The organism is Neorhizobium sp. 05N33 (genome assembly GCF_056397445.1).
Window position 1 is genome coordinate 60,327 of the sequence record NZ_JBFTNK010000005.1, and the last position, 17,477, is coordinate 77,803.

The following is a 17,477-nucleotide window of genomic DNA, read 5'->3' on the forward strand; positions in this document are numbered from 1 at the left end:
CACGCATGACCCCGGAAAAGATCCTCTATGAGACGTCCGTTACCGCGCATGGTGGCCGGGAAGGAAAAGCGCAGAGCGCTGATGGCAGTTTCGCGGTCAATCTTTCGGTGCCGAAAGGGCTCGGTGGCCCTGGAGGCGAGGGAACCAATCCGGAGCAGCTTTTCGCCGCCGGTTATGCGGCCTGCTTCCTTGGTGCGGTGAAGCTCGTGGCGCGAACGAGCAAGATCGCGTTGCCGGATGACGTTTCAATCACCGCCAAGGTCGGTATCGGCCCGGTGCCGGTCGGTTACGCGCTGGCGGTGGAACTGGTGGCGTCCCTGCCCGGCATCCAGCGCGCAGTCGCGGAAGAGATCGTCGCCGGTGCGCACGAACGCTGCCCCTATTCCAATGCGACGCGTGGAAATGTCGACGTCAAACTGACGGTGGCCTGATGGTCGTCTCCCGCGCGCGGCAATCTTATGAGGGCGTGGTTCTGGCGGTACCGGTGACGGTGCCCTACCAGCGTTATTCCATCGAGACCGCGCATTGGTGGATGGGCAAGGCGCTCAGGGCATTGGCGGAAGGCGCCAGCATCAGCCATCGGGATTTCGATGGTATTTCGGTCGCGAGCTTCACCATGGGGCCGGATGCGGCGATTGCGCTCACCCAGCATTTCGGGCTGTCGCCGCGCTGGCTTGATCATTTGCCGATGGGCGGCGCCGCCGGCATCGCCTCGATCCGCCGCGCGGCGCGGGCGGTGCAGGCGGGCGACGCGGATATCGTCGCCTGCGTGGCGGCCGACACCAATCAGGTCGATACGTTCCGCAAGACACTCGCCAACTTCTCCCGCTTTGCGCAGGATGCTTCCTATCCCTATGGCGCGGGCGGCCCCAATGCGAGTTTTGCGTTGATCGCACGCCACTACATGGATCGCTACGGTGCAACTCGGGAAGACTTCGGCAAGCTTTGCGTCGCGCAGCGCGACAATGCGCTCAGAAACCCGGATGCGCTGATGAAGAAGCCACTGACGCTCGAGCAATACATGTCGGCCCGGCCGATCGCCGAGCCGTTCCACCTTTTCGATTGCGTGATGCCTTGCGCCGGTGCGGAGGCCTTTCTGGTGATGCGCGAAGAGACGGCGGTGTCGCTCGGGCTTCCCTTCGTCCGACTGCTGTCGGCGATCGAGCGGCACAACGCGTTTGCCGAGGATCCGGTGCAGGTGCGCGGCGGCTGGGTGGTCGATCACGACGAACTTTATGGCATGGCGGGTTCGAAGCCGGACGACATGGATTTTGTCCAGACCTACGACGATTACGCGGTGATCTCGATGATGCAGTTCGAGGACCTGGGTTTCTGCACAAAGGGCGAGGGACCGGATTTCGTGCGCCAACACACGTTCACGATCGACGGATCCTTTCCGCACAACACGTCCGGCGGCCAGCTTTCGGTCGGCCAGGCGGGGGCCGCCGGCGGGCATCTCGGGATTACCGAAGCGATGCGCCAGCTTTTGGGGACAGCACAAGGCAGGCAGGTCGAGGATGCGAAACTCGGGCTGGTTTCAGGTTTCGGCATGATCAACTACGACCGCGGGCTCGCCTCTGCGGCCGCCATTCTGGCGAGCGCGTGATGACCGAACCCTTCCTCAAACCGAAGCGAAAGAACCCGCTCGCCCGCACCACGCAGCCGCTGCTGCCGCCTCAAGCGCGCAGCCGCAAGGCGCACGGGCTGACGCTCGCTGCCGCGACCGGTCGCTTCATGCTGCAATGTTGCGGCGAATGCGGGCGCTACACTTATCCGGCGCGCGAAGCCTGCCCGAATTGCCTTTCGTCAGACCTGCCGTTCCGGGAAGCGCCGACAGGTGGTCTGCTGCTCTCGGAGACCCGCATTGAAGTGACCAGCGATCCTTATTTTCGCGAGCACATGCCTTGGCGCACCGGGCTGGTTCAGCTCGATTGCGGGCCGATTGCCGTCGTGCATCTGCATGGCGATTGCGGCGGGCTTGGTAGTCGGCTCAAGCTTTCCCTGCAGCTGGACCGGGCCGGACAGGCCGTGTTCTTTGCCAAGCCCGTTTCGGAGACGCCGCACATGGAAGACGATCCTCAATGGCGCGAGATGACCGCCGACCCGAAGCACCGTCGGGTCTTGATCACCGATGGGCGCAGCCCACTTGCGCTGCCGTTGGCGCAGGCTCTTGGGAAAGCGGGAGCGTCCAAGATTTTTGTCGGCGTGACAGATCGCTGGAAGCCATTTGACCAGCAGGCGTCGCTGGAGGCGATCGAGGGTGTCGAAGTCGTCGATCTCGACCTGACCAGCGAACGTTCGGTGCAGGAGTTGTCGATGGATATCGGCGCCAAGGTCGAGATCCTGGTCAACACGGCCGATCATGTGCGGCCCGCGCATCTCTTCGATGCGGGCGCGGCCAATGCGGCGCGCGAGGCGATGGATCATACCGTGATGGGACTGATGCGCCTTGCCCAGGCTTTTGGGCCGGTGATGCGCTCGCGCGGCGCCGACGGTGCGGCTGGGGCGGTTGCCTGGGTCAATGTGCTCTCGGTCCACGGGCTCAGCAATGTGCCGCAGTTCGGCGTCCATTCCGCTGCACATGCCGCGTGCCTGTCGTTGTCGCAATGGCTTCGAGCCGAGCTCAGGCCGGGCGGTATCCGGGTCGTCAACGCATTCACCGGGCCGCTCGATAGCGAATGGTTCCAGGCGGTGCCGCCGCCGAAGGTGGCGCCAAAGGCTCTGGCCGATGCCGTTCTCGACGGTTTAAAGCGCGGTCTGGAAGACATTTATGTCGGCGACGTCGCCAAGGATATCGAGGCGCGGCTGTTCGACAATCCCAAGGCCGTCGAGCGGGAGGCTGGTCAATGAGCGGCGATATTCTGGGCAAATTCGCTGGAGCATTGGCGAGCGGTGCGGTTCGCGTCGTCGACCTCACCCATACCCTGTCTCCGGATTTTCCGGTCATCGTCATGCCGCCGGAACTGGGGCAATCCGCGCCGTTCCGGATGGAGCGGATTTCGCGTTACGACGGTGGCGGGCCGGCGTGGTATTGGAACAACCTCTCTTTCGGCGAGCACACCGGCACGCATTTCGATGCGCCGATCCATTGGTATACCGGCCGCGACCTGCCGCTCAATTCCGTCGATACGCTGCCGCCGGCCGATATGATCGCGCCGGCCTGCGTGATCGATTGCTCGCAGCAGGCGGCCGGGGATGCGGATTTCCTGCTGACGGTTGCGGATGTCGTGAAGTGGGAAGAACAGCATGGCCGCATTCCGCCGCGATCCTGGGTCTTCTTGTGCACCGACTGGTCGAAAAAGTCAGGTGCCGCCTATGCCAATCTGCAAGCAGATGGCGCCCATACGCCCGGACCGGATGCGGAAGTCATGCGCTTTCTGGTCGAGGAGCGTGGCATCATCGGCTTCGGCACCGAGACGATCGGCACAGACGCCGGCCAGGCTGGGCATTTCTCGCCGCCCTATCCGGCGCATCATTTCCTGCATGGTGCTGGGCGTTACGGGCTGCAGTGCCTCACCAATCTCGACCAGCTCCCGCCCATGGGTGCGATGATCGTTGCAGCACCGCTCAAAATCCAGAACGGTTCGGGCAGCCCGCTGCGCGTGCTGGCGCTGGTTCAGGAACGCTCGACGGGATGAGAGCCGCTCGCCACCCGCCGGGCGGCAGTGTCGTAGAAGCTCGTGAGCAGTTCCAGCATTTCCGTCGCTTCGCCGAGCCCCTGTTCCGCACGTTCCATCTTCTGGATCAGCGACACGAGAAGCTGCCGCCGCAGAGCCCGGTAATCCTGGGTGAGCTTGGTGCCCTTGCGGGTCGGCGTGTAGAGCGTGTCCTTGCGGGAGCGGCCCTTGACGCGTTCGATGAGCTGCAGGGTCTGGAGCTTCTTGATCGCATACTGAATATTGGCGGTGTCGTCGCGGCCGAGCAGCCGAGAAATCTCACCAAGCCCTTTCGGCTTGTTACGGTAACGGATCGTGTGCAGGATAGCGGTATCGAGACCGCTCAGGCCGGAGCCGGCAAGTTCACTCGAGCATTCCGACTGCCAGCGCAGGAAGGCGGCGGAAATCCGCCACAGCGACCATTCGAATTCGGTGAGGGCGGCTTCCGACATTTCGAGGGCCGTATCGCTCAGCGGGTTTTCGGGCGTGGCAGGCGATATCATCTGGCTCTCCGGGTTGTAATTGCGTCGCGAGTAAAGCCTTAAATTCTAGTTTTGACGAGTGCGAAACCGCATACGAAAGCGGACCAAACGAGGGAAATATGCGCATCTTCTGGCAGAGCTTCATCGATGCCACTGCAAGCGCCGCTTATATGACGCGGCTCTCGGATTATCTGAACGGTATTGCCGAGCCTGGAACGACCGTTGACGTCTTCGGCATCAGTCCGCCGGATCGTCATTTCGGGCGGCTGGCCGAGTTCCGTTGCGCGGCGATCGCCATCGACAACGGGCTGGAGGCGGCGAGCCGCGGATATGACGCGGTCGTCATCGGCCATTTTCAGGATCCCGGCCTCTATGAGCTCAAGTCGGCACTGACCATTCCCGTGATTGGCGCCGGCGAGGTCTGCATGCATTACGCCGCGCGGCTCGGCCGACGCATGGCGCTTGTCACCCTCGACGACGTGTTCCAGGCCTGGCATTACGAGCAGGCCGATCTCTACGGCCTCGGCGGTCGCGTGAAGCACGTCGCCGGCATGAACTGCGCGCCTTCGGATTTCAGCGCTGCCTTTGCGGGCGATGACGATGCGCGGCGGCGGATGCTTGCCAATTTCACCGCCTGCGCCGAGCCGCTGGTGCGCGATGGCGCCGATGTCGTGGTGCCGGCAGGCGTTCTGCCGGGCCTCCTGGTCGGCGGCGAATACGGGTTCAAGGTGCTGCATGCCCCGGTCGTCAACACGGCGGCAGTTGCGCTGAAGAGCGCCGAGATGGACGTGCGGCTGCAGAAGATCAGCGGCATCGAGGTGAGCCGCGGTCCATTTTGCGCGCTCGCCAACGAGCATGCGATCGAGGATTTCCGGACTTTCGTCGCCAACGGCCGTCAGGCACCGCTGTTTCCGACCGGCACTTAAGAAACGTCACATCGTCAGCATCAGGCGCCCGCGCGAGATGGCGCCTTTTTCCATCAGGCGGTGGGCTTCGGCTGCCTCCGACAAGGGCATCGTGCGGGCGACCTGGGGCTTGAGTAGGCCGGCGCCGGCGAGATCCATCATCCCTTGAAGCGCTGACTTGTCGTCGGTGATCATTGCGCGGGTGACTTTGACGCCGAATTCCTCGCCGCGGTCCCGGATCGGATCGGCGACCAGCCAGACCATATGGCCGCCCTTTTTCAGCACCTTGTAGGACTTGTCGTGGACTTCGCCGCCCATCAGTTCGAAGACGATGTCCTGGCCGGTGAGGATCTCGGAAAAATCCTCCTCGTCATAAGCAACGACGCGGTCGGCGCCGAGGCCGAGGACATAATTGCGGTTCGTGGAGCGGCAGGTGGCGGCGACATGGGCGCCGAGATGGTGGCAGAACTGGACCAGCAATCCGCCGACCGCACCGGAGCCTGAATGCACGAGAACCTTGTCGCCGGATTTGACTTCCGCGGTGCGCACCGCAATCCAGGCGCTGAGGCCGGCATTAGTGAGTGCCACGGCGTCGATGGTCGAGAGGCTGTCCGGAATTTTGACAGCATGCTTTTCATCGACGGCGATCATTTCCGCATAACCGCCCTGGGCAAAGACGCCGGCCATGACTGCGACACGGTCTCCGATCTCAAATTCCGTGACGCCGTCGCTGACGGAAACCACCGTGCCGCCGCCGTCGCGGCCGGGCACGCTCGGCATCGGCAGTGTGAAATGGTTTTGCAGATGCCCTGCACGAAGCTTCCAGTCGAAAGGCGTGACGCTGGCGGCCTCGAGTTTCACCAGGATCTGGCCCGGTCCGGCGACCGGATCGGGCAGGTCGACATAGTGCATCACATCGGCCGGGCCGTGTTCGCTGTACTGGATGGCCTTCACGGCGTCACTCCTGGAAGTCGATGGGGCTTATGCGGAGCGCGCGGCGGCGACGTCGGCAGCGATGCCGGCGCCGAGAAACCTCGTATCGCTTGAGAGCAGGTAGAAGCTGATGCCGGCCTCGGTCCATTTACCGATGTCATCGGCGGAGGGGCGGAAGATGCCAACGGCCTTGCCTGCCTTGCGGGCGGCTTTGGTGATCTTGAGAATGGCCGCGTCCAGCTTCTCGGCTCCATCCGGCCCTATCGCGCCGATCGAGACGGAGAGGTCGCCAGGACCGATGAAGACCACGTCGACGCCCTCGACGGCGACGATCTCTTCGACACTGGCGAGTCCTTCGGCGGTCTCGATCTGGATTGCGAGGACGAGGCTTTCATTGGCCGATTTCAGATAATCGGGAATGCGGTAGCCGTAGCCGGCGGCGCGGCCCGGTCCGACGCCGCGTTCGCCAATCGGCGGATAGCGGGTTGCCAGTACGGCGGCCTTGGCCTGGGCGGCGGTCGAGACGCGCGGCACCAACACGCCGGCAGCTCCGGCATCCAGCACGCCGGCTATCGATTCCGGGGCGTGGCCCGGAACGCGCACCATGGCGGGCACGCGATGGACATCCGAGGCGCGGACGAGGTTTTCGATCAGTTCACGGCCGATCTGAGCATGCTCGGCGTCGATGCAGATGAAGTCGAGGCCGGCCGCAGCAGTCACCTCGATTGCGACCGGATGCGGGATCGCCGCGAATGTGCCGATAACGCGCTCGTGACCGATACATTTTCTGCGGAAGTCGCTCATCGGGGATACCTTCTGAAATCTGCTGAAACGGCTTTGAAACCTGCGCCAAAATAAAGTTTAAGCCTAAAATTCTGGACGCTGCAAGTGAATTAAACAGTATACTGCAATTAACGATATCGCGCAGAGAAAATGCAATTATTGCGAAAATTGCTTGAAATCTGCCAAAATCAGTATACGGTTTTCGGAGGGGATTTCTATGTTGAAGCCGAGCGACAATCTGGTGGATGCGATCTATGCCGATCTGCGGCTGAAGCTGCAGCGGAGCGCCGTTTCGCCGACCGACCGCCTGGTGGATACCGAAATCGCTAATGCCCACGGTATTTCCCGCATGCCGGCGCGCGAGGCGCTGCTTCGGCTGGTTTCCGAAGGGTATCTGGTCGGCACGACGCGCGGCTTTGCGGTGCGGGAATTGTCGCTGGAGGACATTTCCGGGCTTTTCGAGGTGCGCCGCCAGCTCGAGCCGCGTGCCGCAGCCTGTGCCGCCCGCGACATGACGCCGGAGATCGAGGCGGAGATCACGGCGGCAATGAACCGGGTGGAACTGGCGCTGGGTGCGAGCGATATTCCAGCCCTGCTGGCGGCCAATGTCGATTTCCGCAATGCTTGGCTCAAGGCGGTCAACAATCCGCATATGGCGGCGACGATTTCCCGCTTCATCGATTATTTCCAGTCGGTGCGGCTTGGCACGTTCGCCGACCCGGCTACGGCCTATCAGTATATCGACGGTCTTTCCCGTATTCATGCGGCCTTCCTCGCGCACGACCCGCTGATGGTTCAGGACCGCATGACGCTTTTCATGTTCGCGGCGGAGGAAGCCTACCTCTCCGTCCGGCGGCGCCAGTTGGAAGAGGCGGAGACCGCGCGTCCCGCTCGCAGAAGAATACAAAAGAGAGGAACAGCATGATCAAGCCGCATCCGCTGAAAGGCCCCAGCAGACTGAAACTCGGCGTCTTTTCGCCGAATGCGGATGGGGGGCTTGCGATTACCGACGTGCCGGAGCGCTGGCAGGCACGCTGGGAGGACAATCTCAACGCCGTGCAGATCGCCGATCGCGGTGGGCTCGACTTTTTCCTGCCGATCGCCCGCTGGAAGGGTTTCGGCGGCAAGAACCGGGTGCGTGAATGGTCCTTCGAGACTTTCACCTGGGCGGCCGGCCTTGCTTCCGTCACCGAGCGGATCGGGCTGTTCATGACCGTGCATGTGCCGCTCGTGCATCCCCTTTATGCGGCGAAGGCGCTGGCGACCGTCGATCATATCAGCGGTGGCCGGGCGGGTCTCAACATCGTCTGCGGCTGGAACCCGAAGGAATTCGGCATGTTCGGGGTGCCGCTGGTCGAGAAGGGTTATGACCAAGCCGACGAATGGCTGGAGATTATGGAGAGGGCCTATACGTCGGACGCGCCATTCGATTACGACGGAACCTATTACAAGCTGAAGGACGTCGTCAGCCGACCAGCCAGCCTGCAGTCGCCGCGGCCGGTCACCATGAATGCCGCCTTCGGCGGGCCGGGCCGGGATTTCGCGGCCAAGAACTGCGAATACCTGTTCACCACCTTCACCGAGATCTCCGAGGCCGGAAAACACGTGGAGGACATCAAAGCCCGCGCAGACAAGCTCGGCCGCGACGTCGGGGCCTATACGGTCTGCCACGTCGTTTGCCGTGAGACCCAGCAGGAGGCCGAGGATTATTACGAGCGTTATGCCGTGACGATGGCCGATCACGCAGCGGTCGACGCGCACATGGCCGGCAAGAAGGAATTCACCCAGTCGCACGACAAAAGTGCTTACGATCTTTATCGAAAGCGGTTTGCAGGCGGTGCTGGCGGCTATCCGTTGATCGGTACGCCGGAAAAGATCGTCGAAGACATGATCGCGATCGCCGAACAGGGGTATTCCGGCATCGCCATGTCCTTCGTAAACTACACCTATGAGCTGCCTTTCTTCTGCGATCGCGTCGTGCCTTTGTTAAGAAAAGCGGGGCTGAGGGTCGAATGACGATAAATATTCAAAGCGACGAGGTGGATGCGACGCGGCTCGCCTTCCGGGAAGGGATGGCGCAGCTGGCGGCGGCGGTGAACATCGTCACGACAGACGGGCCGGGCGGGCTTGCGGGCTTTACGGCGTCAGCTGTCTGCAGCGTGACGGACCGGCCGCCGACGCTGCTCGTCTGCCTCAACCGGTCGAGTTCGGTCGCCGGGATGTTCGAGAAAAACCGGGTGCTCTGCGTCAATACTTTGGGTGCCGGCCACGAGCCGATGTCGAGGCTGTTCGGCGGTTCGACGCCGCAGGATGACCGGTTCGCGGTAGGCGATTGGGTGCTTGCCGCGACGGGATCGCCGCGGCTGACCGATGCGGTCGTGTCTTTCGATTGCGAAGTGGAAAATGCGGTCGAGAGCGGCACGCATCATGTTCTGTTCTGCCGGGTCGTCGGGATTGTCCACGGCCCGGAAGATGAAGAAGCACTCGTCTATTTTCGGCGCCGCTATCATCATCTCAAGTGAGATGGAGACCTCCGCGGGAGTTTGTCCCGCGGAGGTCTTTGCATCACCTGGTCTTGGCGATGATCTCGCCGAGCACCATGTCGAAACGGTCGATCTCTTCCGCCTTGTTGTAGTGGACCATGGAGACGCGCATGCAGCCGCTTTCCATGGTCAGCCCGAGGCGCTTCATCAGGCGCGGCGCGAACATATGGCCGTCGCGGCTGCCGATATTGTTCTTGCCGAGTTCGGCCGACAGATATTGCGGCGTCAGGTCCGGGATGTTGAAGCAGATGGTCGGAACGCGCTTTTCCACCTGCGCTTCGTCGGATACGCCGTAGATCGTCGCCCCGTGCTTCTTCAAGACCGACAGCATCTTCTTCGACAGCGTCTGTTCGTAAGCGCGGATGGCGCCCATGGCGGCGGCAAGCGCATCGCGGCGCGAATGTTCGCCTTCGGGGAGGAACCTGCGGCCGAGCTCTTCGAGATAAAGCACGGCAGCATTCATGCCGGCGACGTTCTCGTAGGTGAAGGTGCCGACCTCGATCTTGTAGGGCGGCACGTCCGGAATGAAGTCTTCCTTGAAGGTAGGCAGCTTGACCAGCGCGTCATAGCGGCCCCAGAGGAAGCCCATATGCGGTGAAAAATTCTTGTAGCCGGAGCAGACGAGATAGTCGCAACCCCAGGCCTGGACGTCGATCAGCGCGTGCGGACCGTAATGCACGCAATCGAGGAAGACCTCGGCGCCGGCCGCATGCGCCAGCTTGCCGACGGTTGCCACGTCGACGATCGTGCCGATCGAATGAGCGGTCACCGTGCAGGCGACCAGGCGGGTCTTGTCGTTCAGGAGCGGCTTCAGGTCGTCGGTATGCAGCATTCCATCTTCGCGCATCTTCCACCAGACGATCCTGGCACCGTCTGCCTCCAGCGCCATCCAGGTGGCGATGTCGGCGTCATGGTCCATGTCGGTGACGATGATCTCGTTGCGCTCCTGGAGCATCTTTGCGATGCCGAGGCTGACGAGGCGGATGAACGACGTGGCGTTGAGGCCGAAGGAGATTTCCTCCGGACGGTAGGCATTGACCAGCAGGCCGACGGAGACGCGGGCTTCGGCAATGGTGCGGTCGACGCCCTGGCTGTGGAGATAGGGCGCCATGCGCTGCACGTTGCAGTCTACGAGATGGGCGGCAACCGCATCGACGACGGCTTGGGGCACCTGGGCACCGCCGGCATTTTCGAAGAAGATGAAGTCCTTGTATTTCTGGAGAGCCGGAAATTTCAGCCTCAGCTCATCGACCGGAAAAGCCTTGGCGAGGTTATCGCCTGCCGTGACATGCGTGTTCATGGATTTCTCCCAGGGTGTCGTATTATCGATGAAGAGGGATACAGGTGATAATAAGCCTCCCCCTATTTATGTTTGCTCGCAGCCTAATGAGCATTTGATCAAACTTTCAAATGTTCTATTGTGCCATTGGCATTTGATCAAGGGGAAACGCGTCGCGAACGGGAGATGGCCGGACGCCGGGAGACTTGAAGAGCGCGGCCTGTTATGCGAGGCCTGGTTGTGATTTGAACGGGATCAGAGGGCAAGGATGGCGGATAGCGGGCTTTTGAAGGTCACGTCGCGCGTGACCGTTCAGGATACGGTCTACGAACAGCTGCGCCGGGCGCTGATGTGGGGTTCCTTTGCCCCGTCGCAGGCGATCACCATTTCGTCGCTGGCAACCGAGTTCGGCACCAGCCACATGCCGGTGCGCGAGGCGCTCCGGAGGCTTGCGGCGGAAAACGGGCTGGAAATCGGCCATAACGGCTCGGCCCGGGTGCCGGCGGTTTCGCGCGAGCGGCTCGACGATCTCTGCCAGGCGCGCATCGCGCTCGAGGGGCTGGCGACGGAACTCGCCGCCAAACATATGACCGACGAGGATATCGACCGTTCGGAAGTGCTTGCGCGCGAGCATGAGGAAACCGGCAAGGCCGGCGACGTCTACGGCATGCTGCGCAAGAACCAGGAGTTCCACTTCGGCATCTACGAGGCTTCGCGTTCGGAGGTGCTGCCCCAGCATATCGAAATGCTCTGGCTGCGGTTCGGCCCCTATATGCGGATGCTGACCAATTACGTGGAAAAGGAATTCGACAAGGGCGTCGTACACCCATTCTCGTCCTATCACTTCCGGATCGTCGCGGCGCTTCGCGAGCGCAACGGCGCGCTCGCGCGGGAGATGATGGTGGGGGATATCCTCGCCACCCAGTCGCACCTGCGGGATATGTCTCCGGAACTGCGATAACCCCGGCGCCGTGCGCCGGGGTTGAGCTTTGAAAGTCAGGCTTACTGGCCGAGGCCGAGCGAAGCGAGGTATTCGACCGAAGCCGGGATCTTCGACTTGTCCTTGATCTCGACGATCAGGCGCGGATTACTGGCGAGATCGGCAAGTGCCTGGAAGACCGACGGCCAGAGGATATTGCCTTCGCCGAGCGCCCAGTGGCGGTCTGCATATCCGTCGGCATCCTGCAGGTGGACGTGCTGCAGGCGGTTGCCGGCTGCCTTCACATAATAATCGACCGGCGGCGCGCCGGTGGAACCATGCGCGTAATGGGCGTGGCCGGTATCGATCGAGACCGCGACGGCCGGCGAATTGAAGCTGTTGGCGAGTGCCACGCGGACGTGCTGGTCGATGTCCTCGATGTTTTCCAGAACGATGACGGCGCCGATATCTTCCGCCTGCTTAACGGCGTCCCTCATCGTCAGATGCACGTGCTCGACGACGCGCTCGGCCTCGCCCCTGTTATTGTCGAGGTTGTTGTAGGACCAGGTCGTATAGGGGCTGTGGGCGACCATCTGCGTCGCGCCGATCGAAGCGCAGACGTCGAGGCCCTGCTTCAGGCGCTTGGCGACGACGGCGCGGATGTCCGGATCCTGGGAAGCGATGGTGAAGCCCCAGAACGGGCCATGGATGCCGAGGCGGCCTTCGAAACCGTCCAGCAGCTTCCTGGCGCGGGCGGCGAGCGGCGTCCAGTCGCCGTTCAGGACGTCGGCGGTGGTGAAATCCTGGAGTTCGAGATCGCGCTGTTTTTCGAAAAGCCAGTTGCGATGAACTTCGAGCTCGCCAAGCGTCATGGCGGCGCCGATCACGGGGAGGGAAGACATGGAAAACTCCGTCAAAAATAAAGGAAATATCGGGGGAGGGACGCGCAGGAAGAAATCCGCGCAGGCTCCCCATCTCAGAATTCTGTGTCGACAGTATTACATTTGTAACACGAGATGATGAAATTTGCATGCGTGTTCAATTTCATCGAATCGCCAAGTTAGCGTCACGGAACTGATACACAGGCTGGCCAAATAGCCCCTGCAAATCAGGGGGTAGTCGTGAGCTGCAGCAAGACGCTTCTCATCGTTGTTCATCGGGGCGGGCGGCTTTCGCATTCGCAGCCCGAACGGATGGCGTGCCGTTGGCGGCCTAAGCTCTGCGAACCCCTTAGCCGTCACCGCTCAAGCTCGCAGGGGCTGATCGAGCTCGTCCATTAACCGAAGCCAAAGGACAATTTCCATGGTCAACTTCACCCGCCGCAGCACGCTCGGACTTGCCGGCGCCGCTGCCGGTTCGCTGATCCTGCCGCGCTTCTCGTTCGCCCAGGGTGCCAAGCGCCCGTCGATCACGATCGCCGTTCAGAAGATCACCAACAACAACACGCTCGACATCTGGAACGAACAGTCGAACGTCGGCGAGCGCGTTTTCTTCCCGAACCTCTGGGAAGGCCTCATCCTGCGTGACTGGATGGGCAATCAGGGGGCGCTTCCGGGTCTTGCAACCGAATGGAAGCGCATCGACGACAAGACGCTCGAACTGAAGCTCCGCAAGGGCGTCAAGTTCCACAACGGCGACGAACTGACCGCGGAAGACGTCGTCTTCAGCTTCTCCGCCCAGCGCCTGTTCGGCACCACTCAGCCTGCCGGCGGCAAGACCATCTTTGCCGACGACAACAAGCCGGTGACCGCCAAGGAATTGCCGGCCGCCATCCCCGGCATCGGCCGCCGCCTGTGGCCGGCACTTGCCGGCGTCGAAGCCGTCGACAAATACACCGTCCGTTTCCACAACGCGACGCCGGACGTCACGCTCGAAGGCCGCCTCTACGCCTTCGGCAGCCAGATCGCCAACCGCCGCGCCTGGGACGAAGCCAAGACCTACGTCGATTGGGCCCGCAAGCCGGTTACGACCGGTGCCTACATGGTGGGCGAATACAAGCCGGACGTCTCGCTGACGCTCGTTGCCTTCGACGAATACTGGGGTGGCCGTCCGCCGCTCGCCCAGATCCGCTTCGTCGAAGTTCCGGAAGTCGCCTCGCGCGTCAACGGCCTGCTCTCCGGCGAATACGACTTCGCCTGCGACCTGCCGCCGGACCAGATCGCCACCGTCAAGGCTGCCAAAGGCTTTGAAGTTCAGGGATCGACGATCAACAACCACCGCATCTCGGTCTTCAACACTCAGAACCCGATCCTTGCCAACCCGCTGATGCGCCGCGCCATGACGCATTCGATCGACCGCCAGGCGATCGTCGAAGCGCTGTGGGCCGGCCAGACAAAGATCCCGGCCGGTCTGCAGTTCCCGTTCTACGGCCCGATGTTCGTCGAGGGCTGGAAGGTTCCGGAATTCAACGCCAAGCTCGCCCAGGACCTGATCAAGCAGGCCGGTTACAAGGGCGACGTAATCCCGTTCCGCCTTCTCAACAACTACTACACCAACCAGACCTCGAACGGTCAGATCATGGTTGAGATGTGGAAGCAGGTCGGCCTCAACGTTCAGATCGAGATGAAGGAAAACTGGGGCCAGATCCACGATCCGGCTGGCGTCAAGGGTGTTCGCGACTGGTCGGCCTCGGCCGCCTTTAGCGATCCGGTCTCCTCGATCGTCGCTCAGTTCGGTCCGAACGGCGAGGTGCAGCAGAAGAAGGACTGGACCAATGCGGAAGCCAACCAGATGGCTTCGATCCTGGAAACCAGCACCGATGCAGCTGCCCGCAAGAAGGCTTTCGCCCGCATGCTGGAAATCTGCGAGCGCGAAGACCCCGTCTACCAGGTCCTGCACCAGAACGCCGTGTTCACGGGCATGAAGTCATCGCTCAAGTGGAAGGCTGCTCCGGCCTTCGCGATGGACTTCCGCTCCTCCAACTGGGCGATCTGATCGGATTGTTCTCCTCTGCTCCGGCGACCATGCGGCCGCCGGAGCGTCTGTTTTCAAAAGCGGCAATGTCTTCGGTCCGGAACCGGCGGGAGGCAGGAGTATGGCGGGATATGGATAGAGCATCGTCCAATCTGGTGGAGCTGCGTGACCTCAAGGTCGCCTTTGACGGCGTCCAGGTTCTGCACGGCATCGATCTCAATGTGGGCCGGGGCGAAGCAGTCGGTCTCGTCGGAGAATCGGGATGCGGAAAATCGGTGACGTGGCTTGCTGCTCTGGGATTGCTTCCCGGCAAGGCGAGTGTCAGCGGCTCCGTTCAGCTTGATGGGCAGGAACTCGCGGGCGGTCCCCGCGAGGCTTTCGAGCGGGTGCGCGGCGGCCGGATCGCGATGATCTTTCAGGACCCGTCGAGCTCGCTCAATCCGGTGCTGAGGATCGGCCGGCAGATCGTCGAGGCTCTGTCGTTGCATCGTGGCCTCCGGGGCGATGCGGCCAAAAGAGAGGCGCTGCGGCTGCTGGACATGGTCGGCATTCCCGATGCCCGCCGCCGTTTCGACCTCTATCCCCACGAATTCTCGGGCGGCCAGTGTCAGCGGCTGATGATTGCCATGGCGCTTGCCGGTGAGCCGGACCTCCTGATCGCCGACGAGCCGACCACCGCGCTCGACGCGACGATCCAGGCGCAGATCCTCGACCTGCTGATCCAGCTCCGGGCTGAGACCGGCATGGCGACCGTGTTCATCAGCCACGATCTCGGCGCCGTTTCCCAGGTTTGCGAGCGCGTCTGCGTCATGTATGCCGGCCGGATCGTCGAGGAAGGCACTGTCGCCCAGCTTTTCTCCGAGCCGCGCCATCCTTATACGCGCGGTCTTTTCGACGCGATCCCGCGGATCGACGGTCCCCGCCACCGGCTCATCCCCATCCCCGGCACGGTTCCGAACCCGAAACATCTGCCCGAAGGCTGTTCCTTCCAGCCGCGCTGTTTTCGCGCGGTCGAGGCCTGTCGCAGCGAGCGCCCTTCGCTCGAAACGTCGGCCGACGGCCGGCAACTCGCCTGCTTCCGGCCGGTTCCGGCCAATGAGCCTGTCGAGACAAGAACCAGAATGACCGAGGACATGCTGCAATGACCGCCCTTATCGAAGCGGACAATCTCGTCCGCGTCTATCAGATCCGTCGCGGCCTGTTTGCACAGCCGCATCCGGTGCGCGCTGTGGACGGCATTTCGCTGGCACTGAAGCCCGGCGAAACGCTGGGCGTTGTCGGCGAGTCCGGCTCGGGCAAGTCGACTCTCGGCCGGATGCTGCTCGGCATCGATGCCGCCCAGGGTGGCGAGGTCCGGTTCGAAGGCAAGCCGATGCCGGACCTGAAGACGCCGGAATGGCGCGCGCTGCGGGCCAAGATGCAGTTCGTCTACCAGGATCCGCTGGCAGCGCTCGACCGGCGCGTGACGATCGCAAAACAGATAGGCGAGCCGCTGGACATTCACAGGCTCATTCCGAAGCAACACCAGGAGGCCCGCGTCGCCGAGCTGATGACGGCCGTTGGCCTGCGTCCGGATCAGGCCGGGCGCTACCCTCACGAACTGTCGGGCGGCCAGCGGCAGCGCGCGGTGATCGCCCGCGCGCTTGCCGCACGTCCCAAGCTTCTGGTTTGCGACGAACCGGTTTCCGCGCTCGACGTCTCCATCCAGGCACAGGTCGTCAACATGCTGCGCGATCTGCAGGAGCAGAACGGCATCGCCATGGTGTTCATCAGCCACGACCTCAAGGTGGTGCGCAACATCGCCGACCGGGTAGCGGTGATGTATCTCGGCCGGATCGTCGAGGAAGGCTCTTCCGACGTGATTTTCCATTCGCCGCAGCATCCCTATACCAAGGCGCTGGTTTCAAGCGTGCCGGTGCCGGGCAAGATCCTCCAGGGACGCGTCATCCTCCAGGGCGAGCCGCCGAATCCGGCCAATCGCCCACTTGGCTGCGCCTTCCACCCTCGTTGCGCGCTGGCGCAGGACGTCTGTCGTTCCGTCGTGCCGCAGCTCCGCCCGATCGGCAACGGACGCACGGCCGCCTGCCATGTCGTGGCCGGCGAATCGGCCTCGATTGCGGCCTGAGAGGAGTTCCTGATGATCCGCTTCATAGCCGTCCGACTCCTTCGGGCAATGATCACCATCTTTGCCGTCGTCACCTTCGCCTTCGTCGTGCTGCGCATGTCGGGCGACCCGGCGCAGGTCATGCTCGGCCCGGACGTGCCGCAGGAAGCCGTCGATGCGTTCCGCCGTTCCTGGGGGCTCGACCAGCCGCTCTGGATCCAATACGTCGCCTATATCAAATCGATCTTCACCGGCGATTTCGGCGTGTCGATGCGTGACAAGGCGTCGGCACTGGATCTGGTGCTGCAGCGCCTGCCTGCGACGCTGCAGCTCACGCTGCCGGCGCTGCTTCTCAAGCTTGTGTTCGGCATCCCGGCGGGCGTCTACGCGGCTCTGCATCGGCAGAGCTTTGCCGATCGTGGCGTGATCCTGCTTGCGGTACTCGGCTTCACGATCCCGTCCTTCGTGATGGGCCTCCTCCTGGTGCTGATCTTCGCGGTCATCCTCGGCGTGCTGCCATCCGGCGGCCAGGATACCTGGATGCACGGCATCCTGCCGACGATGACCATGAGCATCGGCGGTATCGGCATCCTTGCCCGTTTCTCGCGCAGCGCCATGATCGAGGTGATGGGCCAGCCCTATATCCGCACCGCCTCCGCCAAAGGCCTGAAATGGGGCGACGTGGTCTGGAACCATGCGCTGCCGAATGCGGCGGTGCCGATCGTGACGATCGTCGGCTTCATGGTCGGTTCGCTGATTGCCGGGGCCGTGGTGGTCGAATCGATCTTCTCATGGCCGGGCATCGGCCGCCTGCTGATCGTCTCGGTCAGTAACCGAGACCTTGCCGTCGTCCAATGCATCCTGCTGATCATCGCCGCCGCGATGGTGGTTTCGAACCTGGTCGTCGACCTGCTCTACGGCTGGCTCGACCCCCGCCTTCGCTCCAACGCGGCGCATTGA

Annotated in this window: 18 protein-coding genes; 13 read left to right on the plus strand and 5 right to left on the minus strand. The window is 62.6% G+C overall.

What is annotated here, in order from left to right:
* Positions 1 to 5: 5 nt before the first annotated feature.
* From AC1DLT_RS15180 to AC1DLT_RS15195, 4 genes are read left to right on the plus strand one after another with little or no spacing between them, the layout of a single operon-like run.
* Complete coding sequence (locus AC1DLT_RS15180) at positions 6 to 431, plus strand: organic hydroperoxide resistance protein (protein ID WP_105423096.1); 426 nt, start codon at positions 6 to 8, stop codon at positions 429 to 431.
* A complete protein-coding gene (locus AC1DLT_RS15185) occupies positions 431 to 1,606 on the plus strand; it encodes a thiolase family protein (RefSeq protein WP_477487291.1) in 1,176 nt (391 codons plus the stop codon). Before AC1DLT_RS15180 ends, AC1DLT_RS15185 begins: the two co-directional genes overlap by 1 nt.
* Positions 1,606 to 2,850 (plus strand): SDR family NAD(P)-dependent oxidoreductase, encoded by a 1,245-nt coding sequence (locus tag AC1DLT_RS15190; RefSeq protein WP_477487292.1) that lies wholly within the window; start codon positions 1,606 to 1,608, stop codon positions 2,848 to 2,850. Before AC1DLT_RS15185 ends, AC1DLT_RS15190 begins: the two co-directional genes overlap by 1 nt.
* Positions 2,847 to 3,638 carry a cyclase family protein gene (locus tag AC1DLT_RS15195; protein WP_477487293.1) on the plus strand — a complete coding sequence of 264 codons (792 nt, stop codon included), beginning with the start codon at positions 2,847 to 2,849 and terminating at the stop codon, positions 3,636 to 3,638. The genes AC1DLT_RS15190 and AC1DLT_RS15195 overlap by 4 nt, the downstream gene beginning before the upstream one ends.
* Here the strand turns inward: AC1DLT_RS15195 and AC1DLT_RS15200 are convergent.
* The gene (locus tag AC1DLT_RS15200) at positions 3,617 to 4,159 is read right to left on the minus strand and encodes a winged helix DNA-binding protein (protein ID WP_051899885.1); all 543 of its coding nucleotides are present in this window, start codon (positions 4,157 to 4,159) and stop codon (positions 3,617 to 3,619) included. The genes AC1DLT_RS15195 and AC1DLT_RS15200 overlap by 22 nt on opposite strands.
* Positions 4,160 to 4,257: 98 nt before the next feature.
* Between AC1DLT_RS15200 and AC1DLT_RS15205 the strand changes: the two genes are divergently transcribed.
* The gene (locus AC1DLT_RS15205) at positions 4,258 to 5,064 is read left to right on the plus strand and encodes an aspartate/glutamate racemase family protein (protein WP_477487294.1); all 807 of its coding nucleotides are present in this window, start codon (positions 4,258 to 4,260) and stop codon (positions 5,062 to 5,064) included.
* 6 nt (positions 5,065 to 5,070) lie between these two features.
* Here AC1DLT_RS15205 and AC1DLT_RS15210 read toward each other — a convergent pair whose 3' ends face one another.
* Both AC1DLT_RS15210 and AC1DLT_RS15215 read right to left on the minus strand, forming a co-directional pair.
* The gene (locus AC1DLT_RS15210; protein WP_477487295.1) at positions 5,071 to 5,997 is read right to left on the minus strand and encodes an NADP-dependent oxidoreductase; all 927 of its coding nucleotides are present in this window, start codon (positions 5,995 to 5,997) and stop codon (positions 5,071 to 5,073) included.
* 27 nt (positions 5,998 to 6,024) lie between these two features.
* The gene (locus AC1DLT_RS15215) at positions 6,025 to 6,780 is read right to left on the minus strand and encodes an HpcH/HpaI aldolase family protein (RefSeq protein ID WP_477487296.1); all 756 of its coding nucleotides are present in this window, start codon (positions 6,778 to 6,780) and stop codon (positions 6,025 to 6,027) included.
* A gap of 196 nt (positions 6,781 to 6,976) precedes the next feature.
* Between AC1DLT_RS15215 and AC1DLT_RS15220 the strand changes: the two genes are divergently transcribed.
* From AC1DLT_RS15220 to AC1DLT_RS15230, 3 genes are read left to right on the plus strand one after another with little or no spacing between them, the layout of a single operon-like run.
* Positions 6,977 to 7,684, plus strand: coding sequence for a GntR family transcriptional regulator (locus AC1DLT_RS15220; protein ID WP_051899878.1), 708 nt, complete (start codon positions 6,977 to 6,979; stop codon positions 7,682 to 7,684).
* Positions 7,681 to 8,775: an LLM class flavin-dependent oxidoreductase gene (locus tag AC1DLT_RS15225; RefSeq protein ID WP_477487297.1), complete on the plus strand. Its 1,095-nt coding sequence runs from the start codon at positions 7,681 to 7,683 to the stop codon at positions 8,773 to 8,775. The genes AC1DLT_RS15220 and AC1DLT_RS15225 overlap by 4 nt, the downstream gene beginning before the upstream one ends.
* Positions 8,772 to 9,281: a flavin reductase gene (locus AC1DLT_RS15230; RefSeq protein ID WP_051899875.1), complete on the plus strand. Its 510-nt coding sequence runs from the start codon at positions 8,772 to 8,774 to the stop codon at positions 9,279 to 9,281. The genes AC1DLT_RS15225 and AC1DLT_RS15230 overlap by 4 nt, the downstream gene beginning before the upstream one ends.
* A 43-nt stretch (positions 9,282 to 9,324) precedes the next feature.
* Here AC1DLT_RS15230 and AC1DLT_RS15235 read toward each other — a convergent pair whose 3' ends face one another.
* Entirely contained in the window at positions 9,325 to 10,602 is a 1,278-nt protein-coding gene (locus AC1DLT_RS15235; RefSeq protein WP_477487298.1) for a cysteine desulfurase-like protein, read from the minus strand.
* Between the two features lie 247 nt (positions 10,603 to 10,849).
* Here AC1DLT_RS15235 and AC1DLT_RS15240 point away from each other — a divergent pair, with 247 nt between their 5' ends.
* Positions 10,850 to 11,542, plus strand: a complete 693-nt coding sequence (locus tag AC1DLT_RS15240) for a GntR family transcriptional regulator (protein WP_038546917.1) — start codon at positions 10,850 to 10,852, stop codon at positions 11,540 to 11,542.
* 41 nt (positions 11,543 to 11,583) lie between these two features.
* Here the strand turns inward: AC1DLT_RS15240 and AC1DLT_RS15245 are convergent, their stop codons facing one another.
* Positions 11,584 to 12,402 carry a sugar phosphate isomerase/epimerase family protein gene (locus AC1DLT_RS15245; protein WP_477487299.1) on the minus strand — a complete coding sequence of 273 codons (819 nt, stop codon included), beginning with the start codon at positions 12,400 to 12,402 and terminating at the stop codon, positions 11,584 to 11,586.
* Positions 12,403 to 12,802: 400 nt separating this feature from the next.
* Here AC1DLT_RS15245 and AC1DLT_RS15250 point away from each other — a divergent pair, with 400 nt between their 5' ends.
* The 4 genes from AC1DLT_RS15250 (at position 12,803) to AC1DLT_RS15265 (ending at position 17,477) form a co-directional block, all read left to right on the plus strand.
* On the plus strand, positions 12,803 to 14,434 hold the full coding sequence (locus tag AC1DLT_RS15250) for an ABC transporter substrate-binding protein (protein ID WP_477487300.1): 1,632 nt from the start codon (positions 12,803 to 12,805) through the stop codon (positions 14,432 to 14,434).
* Between the two features lie 110 nt (positions 14,435 to 14,544).
* Positions 14,545 to 15,558 carry an ABC transporter ATP-binding protein gene (locus AC1DLT_RS15255; protein ID WP_477487301.1) on the plus strand — a complete coding sequence of 338 codons (1,014 nt, stop codon included), beginning with the start codon at positions 14,545 to 14,547 and terminating at the stop codon, positions 15,556 to 15,558.
* Positions 15,555 to 16,538 (plus strand): ABC transporter ATP-binding protein, encoded by a 984-nt coding sequence (locus AC1DLT_RS15260; RefSeq protein WP_477487302.1) that lies wholly within the window; start codon positions 15,555 to 15,557, stop codon positions 16,536 to 16,538. Before AC1DLT_RS15255 ends, AC1DLT_RS15260 begins: the two co-directional genes overlap by 4 nt.
* A 12-nt stretch (positions 16,539 to 16,550) precedes the next feature.
* Positions 16,551 to 17,477: an ABC transporter permease gene (locus AC1DLT_RS15265; protein ID WP_477487303.1), complete on the plus strand. Its 927-nt coding sequence runs from the start codon at positions 16,551 to 16,553 to the stop codon at positions 17,475 to 17,477.

Bases quoted from the DNA above. Each gene is read 5' to 3' on its own strand.
- AC1DLT_RS15195 (WP_477487293.1), top strand. From the start codon at position 2,847: ATGAGCGGCGATATTCTGGGCAAATTCGCTGGAGCATTGGCGAGCGGT.
- AC1DLT_RS15185 (WP_477487291.1), top strand. From the start codon at position 431: ATGGTCGTCTCCCGCGCGCGGCAATCTTATGAGGGCGTGGTTCTGGCG.
- AC1DLT_RS15260 (WP_477487302.1), top strand. From the start codon at position 15,555: ATGACCGCCCTTATCGAAGCGGACAATCTCGTCCGCGTCTATCAGATC.
- AC1DLT_RS15240 (WP_038546917.1), top strand. From the start codon at position 10,850: ATGGCGGATAGCGGGCTTTTGAAGGTCACGTCGCGCGTGACCGTTCAG.
- AC1DLT_RS15205 (WP_477487294.1), top strand. From the start codon at position 4,258: ATGCGCATCTTCTGGCAGAGCTTCATCGATGCCACTGCAAGCGCCGCT.
- AC1DLT_RS15255 (WP_477487301.1), top strand. From the start codon at position 14,545: ATGGATAGAGCATCGTCCAATCTGGTGGAGCTGCGTGACCTCAAGGTC.
- AC1DLT_RS15220 (WP_051899878.1), top strand. From the start codon at position 6,977: ATGTTGAAGCCGAGCGACAATCTGGTGGATGCGATCTATGCCGATCTG.
- AC1DLT_RS15215 (WP_477487296.1), bottom strand. From the start codon at position 6,780: ATGAGCGACTTCCGCAGAAAATGTATCGGTCACGAGCGCGTTATCGGC.
- AC1DLT_RS15235 (WP_477487298.1), bottom strand. From the start codon at position 10,602: ATGAACACGCATGTCACGGCAGGCGATAACCTCGCCAAGGCTTTTCCG.
- AC1DLT_RS15265 (WP_477487303.1), top strand. From the start codon at position 16,551: ATGATCCGCTTCATAGCCGTCCGACTCCTTCGGGCAATGATCACCATC.
- AC1DLT_RS15180 (WP_105423096.1), top strand. From the start codon at position 6: ATGACCCCGGAAAAGATCCTCTATGAGACGTCCGTTACCGCGCATGGT.
- AC1DLT_RS15245 (WP_477487299.1), bottom strand. From the start codon at position 12,402: ATGTCTTCCCTCCCCGTGATCGGCGCCGCCATGACGCTTGGCGAGCTC.
- AC1DLT_RS15250 (WP_477487300.1), top strand. From the start codon at position 12,803: ATGGTCAACTTCACCCGCCGCAGCACGCTCGGACTTGCCGGCGCCGCT.
- AC1DLT_RS15230 (WP_051899875.1), top strand. From the start codon at position 8,772: ATGACGATAAATATTCAAAGCGACGAGGTGGATGCGACGCGGCTCGCC.
- AC1DLT_RS15190 (WP_477487292.1), top strand. From the start codon at position 1,606: ATGACCGAACCCTTCCTCAAACCGAAGCGAAAGAACCCGCTCGCCCGC.
- AC1DLT_RS15200 (WP_051899885.1), bottom strand. From the start codon at position 4,159: ATGATATCGCCTGCCACGCCCGAAAACCCGCTGAGCGATACGGCCCTC.
- AC1DLT_RS15225 (WP_477487297.1), top strand. From the start codon at position 7,681: ATGATCAAGCCGCATCCGCTGAAAGGCCCCAGCAGACTGAAACTCGGC.